This window comes from Rhodococcus opacus B4 (assembly GCF_000010805.1).
In the GTDB taxonomy this organism is placed as follows: domain Bacteria; phylum Actinomycetota; class Actinomycetes; order Mycobacteriales; family Mycobacteriaceae; genus Rhodococcus_F; species Rhodococcus_F opacus_C.
On record NC_012521.1, the window covers coordinates 196,864 to 217,698 of the forward strand.

22 protein-coding genes and 2 pseudogenes are annotated in these 20,835 nt (G+C 66.1%); 16 read left to right on the plus strand and 8 right to left on the minus strand.

The genetic code is table 11. The annotated features are described in order from the left end of the window. Positions 1-3: 3 nt before the first annotated feature. The 5 genes from ROP_RS39535 to ROP_RS39555 all read right to left on the minus strand — a co-directional run bounded on the left by ROP_RS39535 (position 4) and on the right by ROP_RS39555 (position 4,872). Positions 4-483 (minus strand): cupin domain-containing protein, encoded by a 480-nt coding sequence (locus ROP_RS39535; RefSeq protein ID WP_012687228.1) that lies wholly within the window; start codon positions 481-483, stop codon positions 4-6. A 10-nt stretch (positions 484-493) separates the two neighbouring features. Beyond that, positions 494-1,258, minus strand: a complete 765-nt coding sequence (locus ROP_RS39540) for an SDR family oxidoreductase (protein ID WP_012687229.1) — start codon at positions 1,256-1,258, stop codon at positions 494-496. Continuing rightward, positions 1,255-2,751: a 4-hydroxyphenylacetate 3-hydroxylase family protein gene (locus ROP_RS39545; protein ID WP_012687230.1), complete on the minus strand. Its 1,497-nt coding sequence runs from the start codon at positions 2,749-2,751 to the stop codon at positions 1,255-1,257. The genes ROP_RS39540 and ROP_RS39545 overlap by 4 nt, the downstream gene beginning before the upstream one ends. Further along, entirely contained in the window at positions 2,748-3,608 is an 861-nt protein-coding gene (locus ROP_RS39550) for an alpha/beta fold hydrolase (RefSeq protein WP_012687231.1), read from the minus strand. The genes ROP_RS39545 and ROP_RS39550 overlap by 4 nt, the downstream gene beginning before the upstream one ends. Positions 3,609-4,230: 622 nt before the next feature. Further along, on the minus strand, positions 4,231-4,872 hold the full coding sequence (locus tag ROP_RS39555) for a GntR family transcriptional regulator (protein ID WP_012687233.1): 642 nt from the start codon (positions 4,870-4,872) through the stop codon (positions 4,231-4,233). A gap of 462 nt (positions 4,873-5,334) precedes the next feature. On the opposite strand from ROP_RS39555, the gene ROP_RS39560 reads away from it, so the two are divergent. The 5 genes and pseudogenes from ROP_RS39560 to ROP_RS44735 all read left to right on the plus strand — a co-directional run. Continuing rightward, entirely contained in the window at positions 5,335-5,847 is a 513-nt protein-coding gene (locus tag ROP_RS39560) for a flavin reductase family protein (protein WP_005253601.1), read from the plus strand. Between the two features lie 54 nt (positions 5,848-5,901). Further along, a complete protein-coding gene (locus tag ROP_RS39565; RefSeq protein WP_012687235.1) occupies positions 5,902-6,864 on the plus strand; it encodes a 3-carboxyethylcatechol 2,3-dioxygenase in 963 nt (320 codons plus the stop codon). Positions 6,865-7,302: 438 nt separating this feature from the next. Further along, positions 7,303-7,515 carry a hypothetical protein gene (locus tag ROP_RS44730; protein WP_012687237.1) on the plus strand — a complete coding sequence of 71 codons (213 nt, stop codon included), beginning with the start codon at positions 7,303-7,305 and terminating at the stop codon, positions 7,513-7,515. Next, positions 7,494-8,277, plus strand: a pseudogene (gene dmpG, locus ROP_RS39575) (4-hydroxy-2-oxovalerate aldolase); the annotation flags it as partial. The gene ROP_RS44730 and the pseudogene dmpG, both read left to right, overlap by 22 nt. A gap of 165 nt (positions 8,278-8,442) precedes the next feature. Next, positions 8,443-8,805: pseudogene (locus ROP_RS44735) on the plus strand (hypothetical protein); the annotation flags it as partial. A 24-nt stretch (positions 8,806-8,829) separates the two neighbouring features. Here ROP_RS44735 and ROP_RS39580 read toward each other — a convergent pair. Together ROP_RS39580 and ROP_RS39585 are read right to left on the minus strand one after the other, a co-directional pair. After that, positions 8,830-10,641, minus strand: a complete 1,812-nt coding sequence (locus ROP_RS39580) for an FAD-binding protein (protein WP_012687240.1) — start codon at positions 10,639-10,641, stop codon at positions 8,830-8,832. After that, complete coding sequence (locus ROP_RS39585) at positions 10,638-10,898, minus strand: rubredoxin (protein WP_005253614.1); 261 nt, start codon at positions 10,896-10,898, stop codon at positions 10,638-10,640. Before ROP_RS39585 ends, ROP_RS39580 begins: the two co-directional genes overlap by 4 nt. 471 nt (positions 10,899-11,369) lie before the next feature. On the opposite strand from ROP_RS39585, the gene ROP_RS39590 reads away from it, so the two are divergent. After that, positions 11,370-12,062 carry a GntR family transcriptional regulator gene (locus ROP_RS39590; RefSeq protein ID WP_012687241.1) on the plus strand — a complete coding sequence of 231 codons (693 nt, stop codon included), beginning with the start codon at positions 11,370-11,372 and terminating at the stop codon, positions 12,060-12,062. Beyond that, a complete protein-coding gene (locus tag ROP_RS39595) occupies positions 12,059-12,730 on the plus strand; it encodes a V4R domain-containing protein (RefSeq protein WP_012687242.1) in 672 nt (223 codons plus the stop codon). The genes ROP_RS39590 and ROP_RS39595 overlap by 4 nt, the downstream gene beginning before the upstream one ends. Positions 12,731-13,201: 471 nt before the next feature. On the opposite strand, the gene ROP_RS39600 is transcribed toward ROP_RS39595, so the two are convergent. Next, positions 13,202-13,597 (minus strand): SCP2 sterol-binding domain-containing protein, encoded by a 396-nt coding sequence (locus tag ROP_RS39600; protein ID WP_005253619.1) that lies wholly within the window; start codon positions 13,595-13,597, stop codon positions 13,202-13,204. 252 nt (positions 13,598-13,849) lie between these two features. Between ROP_RS39600 and ROP_RS39605 the strand changes: the two genes are divergently transcribed. The 9 genes from ROP_RS39605 (at position 13,850) to ROP_RS39650 (ending at position 20,823) form a co-directional block, all read left to right on the plus strand. After that, entirely contained in the window at positions 13,850-15,256 is a 1,407-nt protein-coding gene (locus tag ROP_RS39605; protein WP_005569761.1) for a Rieske 2Fe-2S domain-containing protein, read from the plus strand. Between the two features lie 3 nt (positions 15,257-15,259). Beyond that, the gene (locus ROP_RS39610; protein ID WP_005253626.1) at positions 15,260-15,778 is read left to right on the plus strand and encodes an aromatic-ring-hydroxylating dioxygenase subunit beta; all 519 of its coding nucleotides are present in this window, start codon (positions 15,260-15,262) and stop codon (positions 15,776-15,778) included. A gap of 13 nt (positions 15,779-15,791) precedes the next feature. Beyond that, on the plus strand, positions 15,792-16,064 hold the full coding sequence (locus tag ROP_RS39615) for a hypothetical protein (RefSeq protein ID WP_005253629.1): 273 nt from the start codon (positions 15,792-15,794) through the stop codon (positions 16,062-16,064). Positions 16,065-16,069: 5 nt separating this feature from the next. Next, the gene (gene hcaB / locus ROP_RS39620) at positions 16,070-16,885 is read left to right on the plus strand and encodes a 3-(cis-5,6-dihydroxycyclohexa-1,3-dien-1-yl)propanoate dehydrogenase (protein WP_012687243.1); all 816 of its coding nucleotides are present in this window, start codon (positions 16,070-16,072) and stop codon (positions 16,883-16,885) included. Between the two features lie 221 nt (positions 16,886-17,106). Next, positions 17,107-18,093 (plus strand): dihydrodipicolinate synthase family protein, encoded by a 987-nt coding sequence (locus tag ROP_RS39625; protein ID WP_005570095.1) that lies wholly within the window; start codon positions 17,107-17,109, stop codon positions 18,091-18,093. Positions 18,094-18,654: 561 nt separating this feature from the next. Continuing rightward, complete coding sequence (locus ROP_RS39635) at positions 18,655-19,068, plus strand: SCP2 sterol-binding domain-containing protein (protein ID WP_005253633.1); 414 nt, start codon at positions 18,655-18,657, stop codon at positions 19,066-19,068. Between the two features lie 105 nt (positions 19,069-19,173). Further along, the gene (locus ROP_RS39640; protein ID WP_012687245.1) at positions 19,174-19,629 is read left to right on the plus strand and encodes a hypothetical protein; all 456 of its coding nucleotides are present in this window, start codon (positions 19,174-19,176) and stop codon (positions 19,627-19,629) included. After that, on the plus strand, positions 19,626-20,279 hold the full coding sequence (locus ROP_RS39645; RefSeq protein WP_012687246.1) for a hypothetical protein: 654 nt from the start codon (positions 19,626-19,628) through the stop codon (positions 20,277-20,279). Before ROP_RS39640 ends, ROP_RS39645 begins: the two co-directional genes overlap by 4 nt. Before the next feature lie 10 nt (positions 20,280-20,289). Further along, the gene (locus ROP_RS39650; protein ID WP_012687247.1) at positions 20,290-20,823 is read left to right on the plus strand and encodes a hypothetical protein; all 534 of its coding nucleotides are present in this window, start codon (positions 20,290-20,292) and stop codon (positions 20,821-20,823) included. Positions 20,824-20,835 lie beyond the last annotated feature (12 nt).

The following is a 20,835-nucleotide window of genomic DNA, read 5'->3' on the forward strand; positions in this document are numbered from 1 at the left end:
GGATCAACTCCTGTCAATGTTGTCGTGGTAGGCGATATTTCCGGCGCTCTCCCGCCGATTGATGCCGAGGCTGTCGAGCATCCGCGAGTTCTCTACGAGGATCATTCGGACGTTCGTCGTGCCGTCGTTGTAGTGCCGGTGCCAGACCCATGGCGGGGTGTAGACGAAGTCCCCTGCCGTCCAGCGCAGGGTCTTCCCGCCGATCTCGGAGTAGCCGCTGCCGTCAACGACGCAGTGCACGGATTCGTGCAAGTGCCGCTGAAGGTCGGTCGCCGTTCCGGCCGGAATCTCCTGGAGGTAGAACTCCATGGACTTCGCCGGCACGTCCGCGAGTACCCCGACCCGGCTGGGGTTGCCGGTGATCTCCTCCTCGAGCCAGCGCGCGCTGTCCGGGCCGGTGACCAGGCCGTCCGGCAGCGAACGCTCCGGGTCGAAATCCTTCATGTCGTGCAGCTTTTCCATCCACACGTCGAAATTCGTCATTCTTTCCGCCTTAGATCGAGGTCATTCCGCCATCGACGACGTGCGTCGACCCGGTCTGGAAGCTGGCGCGCTCCGAGCAGAGATAGGCCACGAGCTCACCGATCTCCTCCGGCCGCCCCCAGCGGCCGACGGGGAGCTCGGCGGCGAGCTGCCGCCGCTCCGTTTCCTCCACTGAGGTACCCGCCGACGTGGCGGCCGCCGCCACCAATGCCCTCCGCCGCGTGGTATCGACGTGCGCCGGGGCGATGACGTGGGTAGTGATCCCGTTCGGCGCAACCTCACCCGCGAGGGACCGAGCCAGCGCCGCCACGCCGGCACGCATCACGTTGGACGTGTGCAGGCGGGGCAGTGGCCGCACCACACCAACCGAGGTGAGGTAGATCAGCCGACCCCACTCCGAGGCCAACATGCCCGGCAGGACCGCGTTGGTCAGCGAGATGGCACTGTCGAGGATCAACCGGTAGGCCGACTCCCAGTCCGCTTGTGCGAGTTCGGTGGCCGGAGCGGCCCGCGAGCCGCCGGTGTTGGAGACGAGGATGTCCACACCGCCGAGAGTGTCGAGGGCAGACCGGACCGCGCCGGTGGCGGCGCCGGGCATGGTGAAGTCCGCGATCGCCCAGCCCGCCGCCCCGAGGTCCCGGGCGACGTCGGCCGTGTGCGGTCGGGTTCCGGTGATGAAGACTTCCGCGCCGCCCGCCCGCAGCGATGCCGCGACGGCGGCACCGATCCCGCTCGACCCGGCGGTCACCAGCGCCCGCTTGCCCGTGACGGTCATGCCGCGGCGCCCCCCTCGGTGCGGTCCGGCTCTGCGGAGCCGGCGGTCCGTGCGTGTTCGGCCGAGGTGGCCAGCAACCCGTCGATCAGTCCCAGCGGTTCCGTCCAGTCGTACTGGTTGAACTGGGTGTTGATGCGCAGGAACATCGGATCGCCGGCGTAGAAGCGTTCATAGAGTTCATGGCGTCCGCCGAAGGCGGAGACCGCCAGATCCGCTGCCACCTTGAAGACGGAAATGCGGTCGACGCTGCTGTTGTCGGGGCCGCGGTAGAACTTGGCCAGGTCCGACGCGATGGGGGAGTCGAACGCACTGACGTCGGCCGGCTGGTAGAGCAGTCCGCCGGCGAGGATCTGCTGGAGGATCTCGCGCACCCGTGGATACCAGCGGTTTCCGGAGTTGCGGATGGCGTACAGCGGCCGGAGGTCGGGGAAGAGGACACCGTCCTGGTTGGGCGTGGCGCCGGCCTCGGACGCGAGGATCGCGGCCCTTGTCAGTTCGATGTAGGTGCTGATCTCCCCGAGGGCGTCCCGGACCTGCGGGAACTGATCTGTCTTGACCACCTCGGTGGCCCGCTTCGCCAGCCCGGCGACGAACTGCAGCTTCGCCATCAGGCGGACCGAGGTCTGGGCTCCGGTGAAAGCGTTGGAGTTGATCTCCCAGATCCGGTTGACCCGCTCGTAGTCCTGGTTGATGAAGACCCGGTCCCAGGGCACGAGCACGTCGTCGAAGACGACCACCGCGTCCATCTCGTCGAACCGGCTCGACAGCGGCTGGTCGAACGCATTGCCGCCGCCGAACGGCTCCCGGCAGATCAGCCGCACGCCGGGTGCGTCGGTCGGGATGGCGAAGGCGATGGCGTAGGGCTTCTCCTCCGGGGCGAACTTGCGCAGCGAGAACGGCCAGACGAGGATCTCGTCGGAGTAGGGTGCGGCCGTCGCCAGCATCTTCGCGCCGCTGACGATCAGGCCCTCCGCGGTCTGCTCCTTGACCCCGAGATAGGTGTAGGGGTCGGGCTGCTGTGACGCGGGCTTGGACCGGTCCACGGGCGGGTCCGCGATCGCGTGGGACAGGAACAGGTCGTTGTCCCGCACGTGCCGGAAGTAGTCGCGTACCTTGTCGGCGTTGTCGCCGAAGAAGTCGGCATTGGCGTTCCAGGCCACCAGCATGGCGCTCACGAAATCCGTGGTGCGACCCATCATGCCCAGGGTGGAATCCGCCCACTTCTTGTGCATGGCGTGTCGTTGCTCCAGGTCCTCGCGGGAGCGCGGCTCGAGGAACTGCACTCCGACCGGGCCGTCGCCGTCGGCGGGTTCGAAGAGCATGTCCTCGTTGCCGTCCTCGAACTGGAGGTCGTACAGGCGGGCGATCTCGGCGGCGGCACCGGCCGTGGCCGGGTGCCCGACGACATCGACGATCTTCTCCGATCCCACCCACAACTCGGGACTGTGCGTGCGCAACCTCTCGAGGTACGCTGCGCCGTTTCGTGCGGTCATGACTTTCCTTTCAAGAATCGAATGTGTGCCTCGTTGAACTCGTCCGGTTTCTCCCACTGCGGCCAATGCCCGGCCCCCTCGATGACTTCCAGGCGACTTCCCGAGATGAGTGTTTCGAGCAGGGAGGCCTCTTCGACGGCGGCGGTCGGGTCGTGGTCGGTCCACAGCAACAAGGTCGGGGCGAGGATGCGGTCACACCATGTCGGTGACCACACGAAGGGGCGCCGGTACTCCCAGTCCTGCACCGCAAGGATGTTGGCCATCGCCGTCTCGAAGCCGGACTGGGAATAGATCCGCAGCCGCAGGCCCACGAGTTCGTCGGTGACCAGGGACGTGTCGTGGAAGAGCCACTCGACCCTGGCTCGCACGGTCTGCGGGCTGGCCTCACGAACCGCCTTCATGCTCGATTCCTTCAGGCCGGCCATCACCTCGGGCTTGTTGGTGATGTTCCCGGGTGTGTTGAGGACCATCCCGCGGACGCGAGTGGGGTGGTGCGCGGCCGTCCAGGCCGCGACCCAGCCGCCGAGGGACTCGCCCGAGAGGTCGGCCCGGTCGATGGACAGCGCGTCCATCAACGCCACGAGATGATCGCTGAGATAGTCGATGGTGTACGGCCGGTCGGGCTTGTCCGAGTAACCGTGCCCGGGCATGTCGTACAGGACCAGATGGAAATCCTTGGCCAGATCCCGCACGTTGCGCGCGTACGCCTCCAGGTGCCCGCCCGTCCCGTGCACCAGGATCAGGCTCGGTCCGCTCCCGGCCTCCACGACCCGCGTCGCGACTCCGTCGACATCGACCGTTCGTTGAACCAGGTCGACACCCGCGAGGTCTCCCCAGATGCTCACATGCTCTTCCACGGCAATCCTTCCTGTTGCAACCAGGCCCGGCTGGTTCGGCTCGGCGGCAGTCATGCCGCCCCGATACATTTCGCCGGCCGGATGCCTATCCCCGGTACCTGACTGATATCCGACCAGTGACTGCGATCACACGTAACATGCTGGCATACTAAGATCTCAATGACAAGATGCTGTTTTTCCGCCGCGGTGTCGCGTGGGGCCGCCAGGCGGATGCGGTGACCGACACAGCGATGCCCCACACATGCTTGCGCCGGTGCAGACAGCGGAGCGGCTCCGCGCCCTGCCCGGGCTCGGTGTCCGCGGGCGGATGCGGCGCACGGGGTAAGCCGTGCTTCCCCGGCCCGCACAGCGGAGTGTGCGCGCTACTCGCGTTCTGCTCTCGGAACGATCTCGGCGGTCGCCTCAGAGATCATCGCCGTCGACCTCCCCGTGTTCGCCCTGACGGGCACGCGCCATTCGGCCGGATTCAACTCACGGGGCGGGGACGCCGCTCGGGTCGGTCTTTCTCCGGCACTCCGGAGCCTGATGGCGCTTCGCCGCCCGGCTACGGCTGGGCCGCGGGCTTACACCCTGTCGAGGGTGACCCGCTGCCTCGCCTGCCGTGGACGTGACCGGCGAGTGGCTAGATGTGAACGCCCATCCAGAATCGCGAGAGATGCCCTTCCATGAGCTCTCGCGCAAGCCCTGGTTCCCGGCGCGAGATCGCCCCTGCAATGTCGGAGTGTTCACTCTGAGATCTGCGCAGGTCCGTGCTGACTCGGTTCTTCTGGATGTAAAAATCGCTCAGATCCCAGGCGTGTTTGGCGAGCTCGGTCAGTCGCTGGTTGCCGCTGGCTGCCAGCACGGCGGAGTGGAAGTCGCGGTTCGCGGCCGCGAAGGCCGCCGCATCGTCCGCCTCGGCTGGGCCGGCGCAGCGGCCAAGTGCAGCATCGATGTCGGCCAGTTGCACCTCGGTGGCGTTGAGGGCTGCCAGCTTGGCGCCCGCACCTTCGAGGATTCCGGCCAGGGCGAAATGCTCACGGACCCTCTCTTCGTCGGGGATGATCACCCGGCACCCCACCTGGGGGATGATGGAAATGAATCCCTCGGACGCCAGCCGCATCGCAGCGTCCATGACCGGCCGGCGGCTCACGCCGAACTCCTGAGCGAGTTCGTAGGTGCTCAGGACCTCCCCGAACTGGTAATGCCCTTGCATCAGCCGGGTGCGGAGGGCGTCGTAGATCTGGTCCGTCTTGCTCCCCGACGCGGTCATGGTCATGGTCATGGAACATCCAGCCTCTCGACGATCACTGCACGGGACCAAACCGATGAGGGTTGACCCTGTCAGATTCTAGTATTTCAATACCATATCTCGCTCGAGAATACGGCTCACACGATCGTACTCGAGGCGCTCGATGATGCGGTCCAACCGAACGCGGCGACGGAACAGATGGCGCCCAGAGGATCCATCAAACGCCCTCTGGGCTAGGTGAATGCGGCCGACCGTGGGGCTGCCTTACCGGCGGTCGACGACGACGTAGATCGCCGGTGGACCGGAACAGCTTCCGGTCGCCTTTGACGGAGAGGCTTGTCAGGTCGATCACACACCCCTAAGCTGACATACTAAGATCTCAGTTCGAGAGGTGGAGCAATGAGCACATCGACGTCGACTACTACTACTACTACTACTACTACTACCGGCCCGGATGCGGCGCCCCCTGTGGAACCCCGGCGTTTCCGTAATGTCATGGGGCGCTTCACCACCGGAGTGACGATCATCGGTACCAAACACGCCGATGGCATCCACGCCATGACCGCCAACGGATTCATGTCGGTGTCTTTGGACCCGGCTCTGGCGATGGTGTCCATTGCTACCAAGGCGAAGATGCACGAGATGCTGCTCGCCAGCGGCCGCTACGGGGTGAGCTTTCTCGGTGCCGACCAGGAAACCGTTAGCCGGCACTTCAGCGGGCGCCCCGACCTCCTTCCGGATTTCAGCTTCGACGAGATCGCCGGTGCCCCCCTGGTACGGGGCGCCCTGGCTCGCATCAGTGTCGAGGTGGTCGACGCCCACCGCGCCGGGGACCACACCCTCTTCATCGGGAAGGTCCACCATTTGGACGACGCCCCGGGCGACCCACTCGTTTTCTACTCCGGCGGCTACCGACACCTACTGCGCGCAGCGCACGACACCGAATACTCCGACGCCTGGTCCGGCTTCTGCCTCGAACCGACCGGCCCGCTCACCCTTGCCGGCTGAGTGCTGGCCCGCCGCTGAGGCGAAGACCATATTGTTCACCGAAGGGAACCGATAATGACGCTCGCGCTGGTCTGCACGTCACACAGTCCGCTGCTGGAGTTCAACAACCCCCCGCCCGAGGTCCGCACAGAGGTGGACAGGGCCTTCGCGCAGGCCCGGCAGTTCATCGAAGACTACGACCCCGACCTCGTCGTTTCCTTCGCCCCCGATCACTACAACGGGTTCTTCTACAAGCTCATGCCGTCATTTTGCATCGGCTTCGAGGCCTCGGGCGTGGGGGACTTCGGCAGCTCCGCCGGCCGGCTCGACGTGCCCTCGGCGCTTGCCGAGCAGATGGCGCAGTCGGTGCTGGACCAGGGCGTGGACATTGCAGTCTCCCTCGAGATGGAAGTCGACCACGGTGCGGTCCAGCCCTTGGAAATCCTGCTCGGGGGCATCGCGACGAAGCCGGTGATCCCGATCTTCGTCAATTCCGTGGCGGCACCGTTCGCGCCGATGAAGCGAATCCGCCTGCTCGGCGAGGCCGTGGGCACATTCCTGAAGAATTTCGACGGGAACGTTCTGCTCCTCGGGTCCGGTGGTCTGTCCCACGACCCGCCGGTACCGCGGCTCGAGGCAGCGACCGGGGAACAACGGAAGATGTTGCTGGGTGGCCGCCACCCCACCGCCGCGGCGCGAGCGGTCCGCCAGCAGCGGGTTATCGACACCGCCAAGGCCTTCACCAGGGGTGAGGCCGGCATCATGGACCTCGCCCCGGAGTGGGACCGGCAACTTCTTGACATCCTGGCCTCCGGGGAGCTGGAACGGCTCGATGCGTGGACCGCCAAGGAGATGGCCGCCACGGCAGGCAACTCCGCCCACGAAGTGCGCACCTGGGTCGCGGCCCACAACGCCCTGAAAGCGGCCGCCGGCCAGTACACGGTGACCTCCGAGTACTACCGGCCCATTCCCGAGTACATCGCCGGGTTCGCCGTGACCACGGCCGTACCCGTTCACACGACCGCCGGCCTCACGTAAACAGCGGTCGCTGCCGGAACGGTGCGCGCATGAATGACGCCGACACGCCGGAACACCATCGACCAGGCGCAGCCGGCCGACCTCGGCGCTCTCGCCGCGATCTCCTCGCTGCCGCAAGCAGGCGTATCCCGATCTCCCCGCTCTCCGAACGCTGTCCGGGCTGACCATCGACGGGGCCTACCTGGATCCAGACCAGCGTGCGCGCTCACCTGCTCGGCTCGGGCAGAATGCTGTGTGGGCACAAAGTGGGGGTGACCTCGCAGGTGATGCAGCGTCAGCTCGGGGTCGACCAGCCGGACTTCGGATTCCTGCTCGACGAGATGATCTTCGAGTCCGATCGGTGCGTTCCTGCGGACCGATTCATCACCCCACGTGTGGAACCCGAGGTGGCATTCATCCTCCAGGAGGATCGTGCGGGCGCGGGCCTCACCATCGAGGATGCTGCAGCCGCAGTGGGCCGGATCCGACGGACTGGCCCGGGCTACCCGTCTCGGAGTGCCCGCTACCGCTGCCGGTGTCGACGGTCTCATCGGCATGCCCGGCTTCGAAGACATCGACATCGTCTTCGACGTCACCTCGGCTGTAGCGCACATCGCGAACGCAGAAAGACTCGCCGGGTACGGGAACAAGCTCTCACGACGGCGCGGCTGACCACACTGTTGCTGCCCGGTATCGGAACAATCGACGAGCTGAAGCTCGTGCATTCACTCGGCGTTAGATCGGTCCGCGTCGCCACACACGCCACCGAGGCGGACGTCTCCGCGCAGCACATCAGCGCGGCACGAGAATTGGGCATGGACGTTTCCGGGGTTCTGATGATGAGCCACATGGCGTCACCGACGCACCTCGCCGAGCAAGCCAAGCTGATGTAAGCCTACGGCGTCCACTGCGCGTACATCACCGACTCGGGTGGCCGTCTGACCATGAACGACATACGAGCGCGGATGCGCGCTTACCGAGAGGTCCTCGATCCCGAGACGGAGATCGGAATCCACGCACACCAGAATCTGTCACTGTCCGTGGCTAACTCCGGGGTTGCGGTCGAGGAAGGAGCTGCCAGGGTCGACGCATCCCTGGCCGGGCAAGGAGTTCGAAGCGGGCAACACCCCCATCGAAGCGTTCATCGCCCTCGCAGACCTGACCGGATGGAAGCACACCGGTGATCTGTTCAAGTTGCAGGACACGGCTGACGGCATCGTCCGGCCGCTGCAGGACCGTCCGGTGCAAGTGGACAGGGAGACAATCACTTTGGGCTACTCGGGCGTTTACTCCAGCTTCCTCCGGCACGCGGAGCGTGCGGCCACCACCTACGTACTCGACACCCGCGAAATCCTCGTCGAGGTCGGGCGGCGCGGACTCGTCGGCGGTCAAGAAGACATGATCGTCGACATCGCACCCGACCTCTCGGCCTAGATCTTACGGGGCTTCGCCCGCCCGACGAGTCGTGTGGTGGCGGCTGCGCTCAGGGGCACCGGCGGGTCGGGGTGGTGACCCTGGTCGACGACGTCGATCGGGTGCATGGATCGTCGTAGCGGTTGGTTGGCCTACTGGCCGCCCGACCCACCGGAGCCCACCATCACCGAGAAAAGCCGCGACGCCGACGGTCGGAGCTATCCGTGGAGCGTCAGGTCCACTGGCATGGTCAACCACTACTACTTCTACTGCGTCGCCGCCGACTTCGGCCCGTTCTTCCTCGAGTTCTGCTCGTCCTTTTCCTGCAACGCCAAACTCTGTATCAACGGCCGCCACTGGGCCCAGCGTCAGGCCGCGGGGGCAGGGCTCGGGTTCACCGCACTGGCACTCGACAACGGGTTCGCCGCGGTCGACGATCCGGCCGTGCTGCAGGCGATCTGCGACCGGCTCACCGGGGCACGGATCGATGCGCTGCTGCGCAAGTGGCTGGCGATGCTGCCCGATCCGTTCACCGGCGCCGACCGGGACGGTGAGCCAGTTCCGGAGGAGGGATTAGTGCACCGCCGCGACAAGCTCCAACAGATCAGCAAGTACCGGTTCGATATCCGCGGTGACGACTGCGTCGGCGAGGCCGGACAGTTCGTCGAGCTGGGCGTCGGGGTCTACCACGACGATCTGCCCTGCTCCACTCACCGCACGGAGGGTCCCGGGGTCGTGTCTCCCCAGGCCCAGATAGATCGAGGGGGCGATCGTGCGGGCGAGTGGCCCGATCTCGATCTGCCGCGGTGCGTCGCCCGCGGCCACCGCCGCTGGGGTGGCCGCCACCGCGCCGCCAGTCGCCTGAGCCAACCGCTCGGCCGCCCGGCGCGTCGCCGCATCGAGCCCGGGGCCCAGGCCGATGACCACCCGCGCCGCTGTCAGATGGGGAGCGTCGGGATTCTCGACGCGCCGCTCGATCGGCGTGCACCGGTCGTCGGCGGCCTTGGCGGCCGGCCCGAGGACGTCGACCTGCGGATCGCCCTCGTCTCGGACGGCGGCGACCGGGAAGGACCCGGGGCGCAGTGTGCCCATCGATGGGGTGGTGTGCGCGATGACAGGCGCGAGCACGTTCCCCGCGAGCGCCGGCTTGAGCCAGAGCAGGTCCGGGTCGTCGCTGTCCGCGCCGCGTACCTCGAGCGCGACGAAATCCCCGGTGAGCCCGAGGCCCAACCGGGCCGCGACGCGCGGCGCGTAGTCGCGGCCCCGGGCGCTGAACGGGGCGATCACCGCGAACGGCGAGCCGGCGATGATCGCCGCACTGAGGGCGCTCGTGAACGGCTCCGTGGCGTACTCCTCGAGCCCGGCGTCACCGAGCACGATCACCCGGTCCGCCCCGTGCGCGTGCAGGACGCGCGGCGCGTCGCTGCTGTGCGCACCGGGGAGGACGGCAACGGTCGTGGAGTGCAGCTCGGCAGCGATCGAGCGGGCGCAGGCGAGGGCCTCGAGGCTGGTGGGGTGCAGCCCGCCACCCGGCAGCGGCTCGGCGACCGCCCAGATCTCCCGCGGCGGGGATGCCGGACCGGCAGCGTAGGTCGCGGGCCGGAGGTCCTCGCGGGCCGCCGCGAACGCGGCGGCCAGCATGCTGGCGGCGGCGGGGGCGTCGGCGCCGTGCTCCGTGGAGCGCATACTGCGGCCGGGACGGATCTCGACGACGAAGGTCGGCGAGCCGCGGGTCCCGAAGTCGCGGGGCCCTCCTCCGAGATCATCGGCGGTGACCGTCTCGATGGCCGCGGCGTCGGCGGCGTCGACGACCCAGGGCGGCTCGATTCCACGTCCGACCGACACCAACCCCGGCAGCTCGATGGCCCAGTCCTCCGTGCCGACATCGGTTTCCACCTCGGCCCGGATGCGACCGTCGTCGCCGGTATGCAGGGCCACGACTTGCGTGAGTTGCGGCAGCCCGGCCAGTTCGGCGACCTGCGGACCGACCTGTGCGGTGGCGCCGTCAAGCGTCCAGCGGCCGGTGAGGACGAGGTCCGGCGCTTCACGTTCGACGACCCGGGTGATCGCGCGCGCCGTCGCCAGCGTGTCGGCGCCAGCGAAACGCCGGTCGAGAAGATGGACGGCGCGGTCGGCGCCTCGGCGTAGTGCGTCGACGAGGGTGGCCTGGGCGGCGGGCGGCCCCATCGTGACGGCGACCACCTCCCAGCCGAGCGCGTCGCGAAGCGACAGCGCGTGCGCGAGAGCACACAGATCGGCGGGGTTGGTGATCGCGGCGTCGGAATCGCGGCGAATGCGCTTGGTGCGTTCGTCGAAGGAGACCGCCCCCGGGGCGGGTACCTGCTTGAGGCAGACGAGGACGCGGCCGCTGCCGGAAGCGCTCATCCCAGCTCTCCCGTCACGAGGTCTTCGCTCACATCCTGGTATTCCTCGCCCGGCCTGAGCTTCCGGAATTCCTTCTTGCGCGCCCCGCAGACCGGACAGACCCAGTCGTCGGGGATGTCCTGGAAGGCAGTTCCCGGGGGGATGCCACCGTCCGGGTCACCCAGCTGGGGGTCGTACACGTCTTCACAGACCTCGCAGACCCACAGCTCGGTTGCCGGGTCCGCCTGTGTCTCTTCCGTCGCGATCAGAATCTTCATGAACCCTCCACGGTGCGTTTGATACTAGTATGCTAGCGCGCTATTGGACATAGTGGAAGGCAGTTTGCCACAGACCTCCCCGTCGGTGGACACGGCTGGTCCACGGATCGGGGGTGGGGACTCGGCAGGCATCGTGCGGCGCTCCGGCGGGCGCACGGATGCTTGCTCGCGGACGTCGATCACCCGGGAGGCCCTCGACCTGGCCTCGGCGAAATCACACCCCCGCCACGCACCCTCGGCTCGGTTGTCCCTAGCGGCGCGGCATCGAAGAAGCGTTGCAGAGCTTGATGTTCCGGCGCGTGTGACGTTCATGGTGTCGGCCAAGCCGTCGGCGTGGGTTCGGGTGATCCACCACACCGCAGTGGCATCAACCGCACCCAACTAGCGTAGTAACATTCTAGCCGGATCGGGTACGCGTCCACCGGTGCAATACACTGGAGTGAATCGATCACTTCGCACACCTAGGATCCCATGGTCAGTCAGCGCCTCAATCGAAGCGGTCAAGCGTATGAGCAGCTCACCGCGGAGATCCTCCGCGGTCGCTGGCAGCCGGGCGACACGCTCTCGACTTACGCGCTGTCCGAGGAGCTGCAGATCAGTCGCACGCCGGTGTCCGAGGCCCTCAAGCGACTGGAGTCAGAGGGACTCGTGGAGATCATCCCGCAGGTCGGGTGTCGCGTTGTTCGGCCGAGTTCCACGACCGTCACCGAGCTGTTCGCGATACGTGGCGTGCTCGAGGGCCTCGCCGCCGAGGTGGCCGCCAAAGCGATGAGCGCCCAGCAGCTCGCTGAGCTCGGTGGCGTGCTCGAGCGGATGGAAGCGGCCATTGATCATGGGGACGAAGTGGCCTACGGTGACCTCAACTACGAGTTCCACCTGAAGATCATCGAGGGTAGCGGCATGCCGCGGCTCATCCAGACCGTCGAGGGCGTGTGGTCGCTGCTGCGCTATCAGCTTGCGCGGCTTCCGTTCACGGGCGACCAGATGGGGGAGTCGATGACGGAATCCAGAACCGAGCATCGGGCCATCTTCGAGGCGCTCGAGCGACGTACCGCCAAGCGTGCCCGGACCCTCGCAGAGCAGCACACCCGTCGGTGCGGCGACCGCTTCGTCGCCTACCTGGAGGGTGTCGCCGCCCCGCGGCGAGGAGGAGAGAAGCCATGACCGAGCTGTCGGCATTGATCGCTCGTGCCCTCGACGACATGTGTGAGTACCAGGAGCGCTTCACGCGCGACCCGGGCCATGCCCAGGTGTCGCTCGCCGGCATTCCACATGCCCTGGTTCCGACCCACGTCGTGGCCAGCGACCTGCCGCGCGAGCTGGTCGAGATCCTCGGTGCCGAGCTGGCACCCGCGGTGATGTACCGGTTCGGTCGGCTCATCGGGCTCAGCCACGCGGCGGCGTTCTTCGCGGACCGCAAGATCGGCATGACCGAACCGCAGTATCGCGTGCTTACCGGCCCGTTCCACTTCGCATGGGCGGGCTACGGAGACGTGCAACTGCTCCTATGGGAGCCCAAGCTCGACGAGGACTTCCTCGTGCTGTGGGAGTCGGACAACTCGTTCAGTGCGCGAGAGGCGCTGAACGACGGGCACCGCAGCCGGGCCTGCCATCTCCAGGCGGGATACGCGGCGGGCTGGGCCTCGGAGGCGACAGGCCTCCCAATCGATGTGCAAGAGATCGCCTGTCGGGCAGAGGGCGTGTCGTACTGCCGCTTCGCGATGGCCCACCGCGATCGTGTGTCGCTGTGGATGCGCGATCCGCGCCTGCACCGCCCGACCAAGCAGTACAAAGTGATGCCGGCCAGTATGCCCCGCGCCGCGTCCGTCTGACGACGCGTCGGCAAGGTCGCCGGCTGACGAGCGGCGACCCCTTGCGTGCGCCACAGTTCATGCGAGCCCTGGGTACTGGAGCTGACCACACGCCTTTCACCCTGACGCAGCAGCGTCCAACCGCGGCGCGCGCAAGGGAAAGACGAACGATGTGGGCAGCCGACGAGCACGGGCACGCGCTCCGCCAACGAGAGGTCCGCACCGCCCGCCCGTCGCTTCAGGTTGGAATGATCAAGGGCCGCAGCGGGTCCCAACCTCGCTGCGGCAGGGCGAGGAAACGCGCCCTCGGCATCATCGGTGGAGTGCCGTCCGTACACGACCCGCGCATGTCCAATGCTGATGATGTGACCTGGCCCAGGGCGGCGTCCCGGTCGCGCGTCGACCGGGACGGTCCTCATCTGCTGTTCCGCGGCGGCGTCGGATGCTCGATGCAGGGCGGACATTTCACCGTCGTGCGCGAGGGCTTTCCGGTTACACCGACCAGTCGGTGCCGTCGATCTGGCCCATCATCTTCATCGCTGCTTCCAGGGATGGAAGGTTCGCCATAGCGACCGACATGGGGCCGCGGAACTTGACCTTGCGGGTGACCATCGCCTTGGCTGCCGGGAGTTCGCCCAGGCCGAGGCGCTGCCAGGTGTCCGTATTGGCTGTCAGCACGAACTCGGGCTTGACGCCGTCAGCCGGGGCGCCCGCCCGGACGACCTCGCCGAGGACCACCTGGATCTGACCTGCGCGGCTCTCGTCCTCGGCGAGTCGGTACTCGATGACCATGCTCAGTTTCTTGAGTCCCTGGCGTGTCGCCTCGGTGTTGTTCCACAGCTCGCCGTATGTCTGCATCCACTCGGGGGAAAGGACGGGTGTTGTCATGTTGCGCTCTCCTTGTTGGTGGCCCACGACACACAATCCGGTCGTCGGTGACCTACGACACAAAAATACGTTGACCGATGTGAGCAAAGATACTAACATGGTAGAACGTCAGTCAAGTAGCTGGCTTTGCGCGGGATCGAATTCGCTTCGTAGGACCACACTTTCAGGGTTCGATGGCCCGCACTTTCAGGGTTCGTAGGCCCGCACTTCCAGAAGGAGAAAGAGAATGTCTGACTCGAGAAAGCCGAAAGCATGCTGAGCAACGAACTCCGGCAGACCCTCCAGAAGGGTTTGCACGACGTGAAGTCCGACTGGACCGTCCCCGCCTCGATCATCAACGATCCCGAGGTGCACGACGTCGAGCGCGAGCGGGTCTTCGGTCACGCGTGGGTCTTTCTCGCGCATGAGAGTGAGATCCCCGAGCGCGGTGATTACGTCGTGCGGTACATCTCCGAGGATCAGTTCATCGTCTGCCGCGACGAGGACGGCGAAATCCGCGGGCACCTCAACGCTTGCCGCCACCGCGGTATGCAGGTGTGCCGCGCGGAGATGGGGAACGCCTCACACTTCCGGTGCCCGTACCACGGCTGGACCTACAGCAACACGGGAAGTTTGGTCGGCGTGCCGGCCGGCAAGGACGCGTACGGCAATCAGCTGAAGAAGTCCGACTGGAACCTGCGGCCGATGCCGAACCTGGCCACCTACAAGGGCCTGATCTTCGGCTCGCTGGACCCGAACGCCGATTCGCTGGAGGACTACCTCGGCGATATGAAGTTCTACCTCGATATTGTTCTGGACCGCAGTGACGCCGGGTTGCAGGTCGTCGGCGCCCCGCAGCGGTGGGTGGTCGACGCGAACTGGAAGCTCGGCGCAGACAACTTCGTCGGCGACGCCTACCACACCATGATGACCCACCGCTCGATGGTCGAGCTGGGGCTCGCCCCGCCCGACCCGCAGTTCGCGCTCTACGGAGAGCACGTCCACACCGAGCACGGTCACGGCCTGGGCATCATCGGTCCGCCGCCGGGTATGCCGCTGCCGGAGTTCATGGGCATGCCGGAGAACATCGTCGAGGAGTTGGGGCGTCGGCTCACGCCGGAGCAGGTCGAGATCTTCCGGCCCAATGCCTTCATCCATGGCACCGTGTTCCCGAATCTGTCGATCGGCAACTTCCTGATGGCCAAGGACCACCTCTCCCCACCGACGCCGTTCCTGACGCTGCGCCTCTGGCACCCGCTCGGACCGGACAAGATGGAGGTGATGTCGTTCTTCCTCGTCGAAAAGGAGGCGCCCGACTGGTTCAAGGACGAGAGCTACAAGGCCTACCTGCGCACCTTCGGGATCTCCGGCGCCTTCGAACAGGACGACGCCGAGAACTGGCGCAGTATCACCCGTGTTCTGGGTGGTCAGTTCGCCAAGACAGGGGAGCTCAACTACCAGATGGGGCGCGGCGTTCTCGAGCCCGACCCGAACTGGCCCGGACCCGGGGAGGCCTACCCGCTGGACTACGCCGAGGCCAACCAGCGCAACTTCCTCGAATACTGGATGCAGCTCATGCTCGCGGACACACCGCTGCACGCCGGCAACAGCAACGGCAACGGCAAGGTGGAGACGTCGGCGCCGGCCGCCCCCAAGACCCCAGCGAAAGCGGAGGCGTAGGCCATGAGTACGCAGACACAGATCTCGGCCACCACCGTCCGTGAGATCACCGACTGGCTCTACATGGAGGCCGGGCTGCTCGACGCCGGTAGGTACCGGGAATGGCTGGACCTCGTCGCCGAGGACCTGAGCTACATTGTGCCCCTGAGGGTCACCCGGGAGCGTGAGGCCGTGACCGACGTCGTCGAGGGAATGACCCACATGGACGACGACGCGGACTCGATGGAGATGCGCGTGCTGCGCCTCGAGACCGAGTACGCGTGGGCAGAGGACCCGCCGTCGCGCTCACGGCACTTCGTCACCAACGTTCAAGTCGCGCCAGGCGATAGCGAGGACGAGTTCGAGGTTACCTCGAACCTGCTGCTCTACCGCACCCGCGGTGACGTTGCTACCTACGACGTCCTCTCGGGCGAACGTAAGGACGTGCTCCGGCGCGCGGGCGACGGCTTCCGTCTCGCCAAACGTGTTGTGCTGCTTGATCAGACCACGATAATGACACACAACCTCGCCCTGATCATGTGACGGAGGAGCCTACATGAGCATCATCCACAACGACCGCGGAGAACCGATAATCCAGATCGCCAACGAGTTCACGGTGATCCAGGTCGGCTACACCCGCACCGGCAGTGGTGAGCGCCTCGTCATCACCTCGCCGCGCCTCGGATTCCAGACCCATCTGGATCCGCTGCAACTCGAGAGCCTCACCTGGCAGACGCCGGACATGTACTCGGCGCTGCTCGACACGCCCTACGGACCGGGCTCGGAACTCAAAGCGAGCCCCCTGTCGGCTCTATTCAGAAAGGACTGATTCCCTTGGGATTCCTGGACGGCAAGGTGGCGCTCGTCACCGGCGGCGGATCGGGTATCGGCCGCGCTGTGGTCGAGCTCTACGTGCAACAGGGCGCAAAAGTGGGGATCCTCGAGATCTCCCCGGAGAAGGTGAAGGACCTGCGCAACGCACTGCCCGCCGACTCCGTCGTGGTGACGGAAGGCGACGCCACGTCGATGGCCGACAACGAACGCGCCGTCGCCGACGTCGTGGACGCGTTCGGGCCGCTCACCACGCTCGTCTGCGTGGTCGGCGTATTCGACTACTTCACCGAGATTCCGCAACTGCCCAAGGACAAGATCAGCGAGGCGTTCGATCAACTCTTCGGCGTCAACGTCAAGAGCAACCTGCTCAGCGTGAAGGCGGCGCTCGACGAGCTGATCGAGAACGAGGGCGACATCATCCTCACCCTCTCCAACGCTGCGTTCTACCCCGGTGGCGGCGGCCCGCTGTATGTGTCGTCGAAGTTCGCCGTACGCGGCCTCGTGACCGAGCTCGCGTACGAGCTGGCGCCGAAGGTGCGCGTCAACGGCGTGGCACCAGGCGGCACCATCACCGAGCTGCGCGGCATCCCCGCTCTGGCCAACGAGGGCCAACGTCTCAAGGACGTGCCGGACATCGAGGGTTTGATCGAGGGCATCAATCCGCTGGGCATCGTCGCCCAGCCTGAGGATCACTCATGGGCATACGCGCTTCTCGCCTCGCGGGAGCGGACCTCGGCGGTGACCGGCACCATCATCAACAGCGACGGCGGTCTCGGGGTCCGCGGTATGACGCGGATGGCGGGTCTCGCGCAGTGAGGGTCGGCGCGTGGGCGGGCCACTCCTCCCACGCGCCGTGACGGGTTCGGGCGTCCACCAGCACGGCGACGGTCCCCGCCGTCGGGCTGGTGTCCGCTGCGATCATTCCTGCCCAGCCCGACCGTTCCTGACCTTCAGCGGCCACCGTGGAGGGGGCGCTTCCCGAACCGTTAGGACGTCAACGACGACATTGGAAACGACACCTTCACATCGGAGATGGCATGGCACAGAAATTCGGAGTCAATGACCTGCGCGGCGTCGTCGCGGTCACGCCGACCCCGGCGCTCCCCGGCGCGGGGGAGCTCGCCGGGCGCGACACGGTCGACCTCGAGGAGACGGACCGGATGATCCGGCGGCTGATCGCCGACGGCGTCGACGGCATCATCACCAACGGCACGCTCGGCGAGATGGCAACCCTGACCCTCACCGAGTGGCAGGCATTCACACGGCGCGTGTCCGAAGTCGTGTCCGAGGTCGCCCCCGACCTGCCGCTGTTCATCGGGGCGACCACACTGAACACCCGTGACACCGTCGACCGGATCCGCTTCCTGGAAGATCTCGGGATCCAGGGGGTGTTCCTCGGTCGTCCGATGTGGGGCGGACTCGGCGCCGACACGATGGCCGCCTTCTACCGCGATATCGCCGACACGTTCCCCGACATGGCGATCGTGCTCTACGACAACCCTGAAGCATTCAAAGGCCCGATCCCATCACCGGTCTACGCCGAGCTCGCCACGCTGCCCCAGGTCATCGGCGCGAAATACATTGCGCTCACCCCGAAGTTCGCGGTGGACATCGCCGCGGTCGACGGCAAGATGCGGCTGCTGCCGCTCGAAAGCGACTGGCTGGCGACCCGCACCCTCTACCCGGACGAGGCGCTTGGCTGTTGGAGCAGCAGCGCGCTGTGCGGCCCGGAGCCCGTGCTCGCCCTCCGGGACGCACTCGCATCCGGAAACCTCGATGCGGCGCGACATCTGACCCATCGCATCGACTGGACCTACGAGCCGTTCCTCGCCCGTACCAACTTCCCCGAGTTCTCCAAGTACAACGTCACCCTGGAGAAGCTCCGCTTCGACGAGGCTGGCTACATCAACGCCGGGCCCGCCCGTCCCCCATTTCTGACAGCACCCGAGGCCTATGCCGAGGGCGCGCGCGAAAACGGACGTCGGTGGCGCCATCTCGTCGACGAAATCACCACCACGAACTAGCGGCCCGTGCTAGAAGTTCTTTAATGGTACGCCTGGTCCAGTTTCCCCCAGCAGATACCGCGTTCGCGACGTAACCGATGCCTCGACTCGGGACCTCGCCGAAAGCCTGGAAGGTTCGATAGATGCCCGTACTCATCCTTCATGCTGCGATCGCATGCGCCAGACTGCTGACGCCCCGGCGTCCCACGGAGACGATCCAACGCATGCTCACGAATATCGCGGTCGCGCTGGCCACTACGAGATGGGTGGCCATGGCTGCGAGCGAACAGCAGGAGGGCCCTGTGTCCATCTCGATTGAGAGATAGACCTTCCGAGTTCGAACAGCACGACCCAGTACGCCGACCACTGCCTGGATCGCGACAATTGGTCGGCGATGCTCAAGCTGGACGGAGAGGCGCGAGGCCGTGATGCCTTCGCTGGTATGAACGGTCTCAGGGTGATTGAACGGTGGGTCCAGGGAGGCGCCGTGTCCCCTTCGGCGGCACGGCAGGTCCGCACAATCCGCGCAGCACGACCAGCGTAATTGCCGCGCTGGCCATCAAGGACAAGGAGATTGGATCGATGACCGACAAGCTGAAGCTCTTCTCACAGGAGTGGTGTGACGCAGCACTCGACGCGGTCAATGCCAACGATGCGGTGTACGAGGGTTTCAAGGATCCTGACACGTTCACCAACAAGTTGGAATTCGGCGTCATCGGCCGGGACGATGTCGCCTGCCATCTCGAATTCAAAGAGGGCAAGGTCGTCTCGTTTACGCCGCGGACGTTCGACGAGAGTGAGCTGTGGCTGATCATCAACGGCAGCCTCGAGACCTGGCAGGCCGCCGCCGCGGGTAAGGAAGAAGGCGGAAAGCTGCTGATGAAGGGGCAGATCAAGTTCGCCAAGGGCCCGATGTCCGCGGCGATCGAGAACGCGGGAGCACTCAACAACTTCCTGCTTACCTGGGGTCAGGTCCCCACCGACTGGGACGTCTGATCCCACGAAACTCTCGCACGGGGCACGCGCCCGACCCCTCATCCGGGTGAGTCGTCCGTGCAGGACCGCACGAAACGCCGTCACCCTGTCTGAAAGGCCCACTCCATGACTACTGTTGAATCCGGCGCGTACCCCGTCAGTTTGTTCGATGGTGAGGACGCGAATGGCGTCGCCAACATCGTCGGGATGTTGCTCGGGCAGAACCTCGAGAACTTTCCGTCGCGAATCAAGTTCGCACGCAAGATCGCTCGACCGGTCTCCATTATCAGCACGGACACCGACAGCGCCTGCACAATCGTGTTCGGCACCGACGAGGCGGTCGTCTACAACGACGTCGTCGGGAAACCAGCCGTGACCGTCATCGCCACCGTCGATCAGATCCTGGATGTGTCACAGTTGCCGATGAAGGCCGGCGGGCTGATCCCGGTGGGTTTCTTCACCGGCCGGGGCATGACGGTGCTCGGGGAAATCGTGAAGCACAAGCTGGTCGTGAAGGGTCTACTCACCCACACCGTGACCGCGCTGCGCACCATCGCGTTGGTCTCGGTGATCGAACCATGACCTCGCTCTCGGGCCGCAGCCGCCCGGCCAGTCACGCCTCCGAGGACCCGGCGATGCAGTTCGAATTGCCCTATGCGGACGACGACGTCGTGCAGGGCGGGGAACCGCCTCGGGCGTCGAAGGCCACGAACATCGCCAGGGGGTTGCTCCTGCTCGCCCTGATCCCGGTCTCGGTGTTCTACCTGGGCCCGCGGATCTACAACCTGACCGCCACCCCCTACCGCCTGGACCAGGCGGTGGTTTCCGCCGGGAACTACAACCCGGCGCTGGACAAGATCGTCGAGCACGAGAAGGTGACCCTGTCCGCGTTCGCGTCGCTGGAGAAGATGAAGACCGCGCTCGCGAGTGTTCTCGTCACCGATGCGACCGTCACCGCCGAGCTCCATACCTTGACCGGTCAGATCAGCGGCGATGTGCAGGCGACGCTCGATCAGGCCGGCGCGAACGTGACCGACCTCATTGCCTCCCTCGACACTCTGACCACGCACATCAACTCGTTGCAGCCTCCCGTCGACGGCGCCACCGCGGCCCTCGCGGCCGACAGCGCCACGTTGGGGGTCATCCTCGACGACGCCCGTTCGACGGCGGCGAAGGTGCACAACGCCCGGGTCTCCGCGGAGGAGTCCGCGAACGACCTGTCAGGAAAATAGGAGAAGTTCTGTGATTTTCTTCGGACGCCGCGGCGGTCCCGCCCGGATGGTTCTGGCGATCGTGGCGGTCGGTGTACTCGGTCTGCTCACGTTCGTGGTGTTCAACCTCAACACCCGCCTCGACAATCAGCAGCGCGCCAACGTGACGAGCATCGCCGCTTCTCAGGACATCGTCGACGTCAACGACAAAGTGACCGGCCAACTCCGGCAACTGACCGAGCTCACCCACACGGCACAGACCGCGCTCGATGCCACCTCCGCGCTCGGTCCACTGCTGACGAAGTTGGATGAGGCGATCGCCCCGGCGGCGGCGATGCTGGCCAGCAGCACCGCGGGCGCACAGATGACCAACGACCAGCTCACCAACATCCAGTCCATCCTCGGCGAGGTCCAGAACACCGTGCTCCCGTTGGTGTCCTCCGCGGAAGCGTTCGGGGAGCAAGGCAACCAGCTGCTGGTGATCGTGCAGGGGCTGGTGAGCGACCTGAGGGTCTCGGTCGAGGCGGCGAAAACGATCAACCAGATGCTTCCACTTCCCGGCTGAGCACCCTTTCAC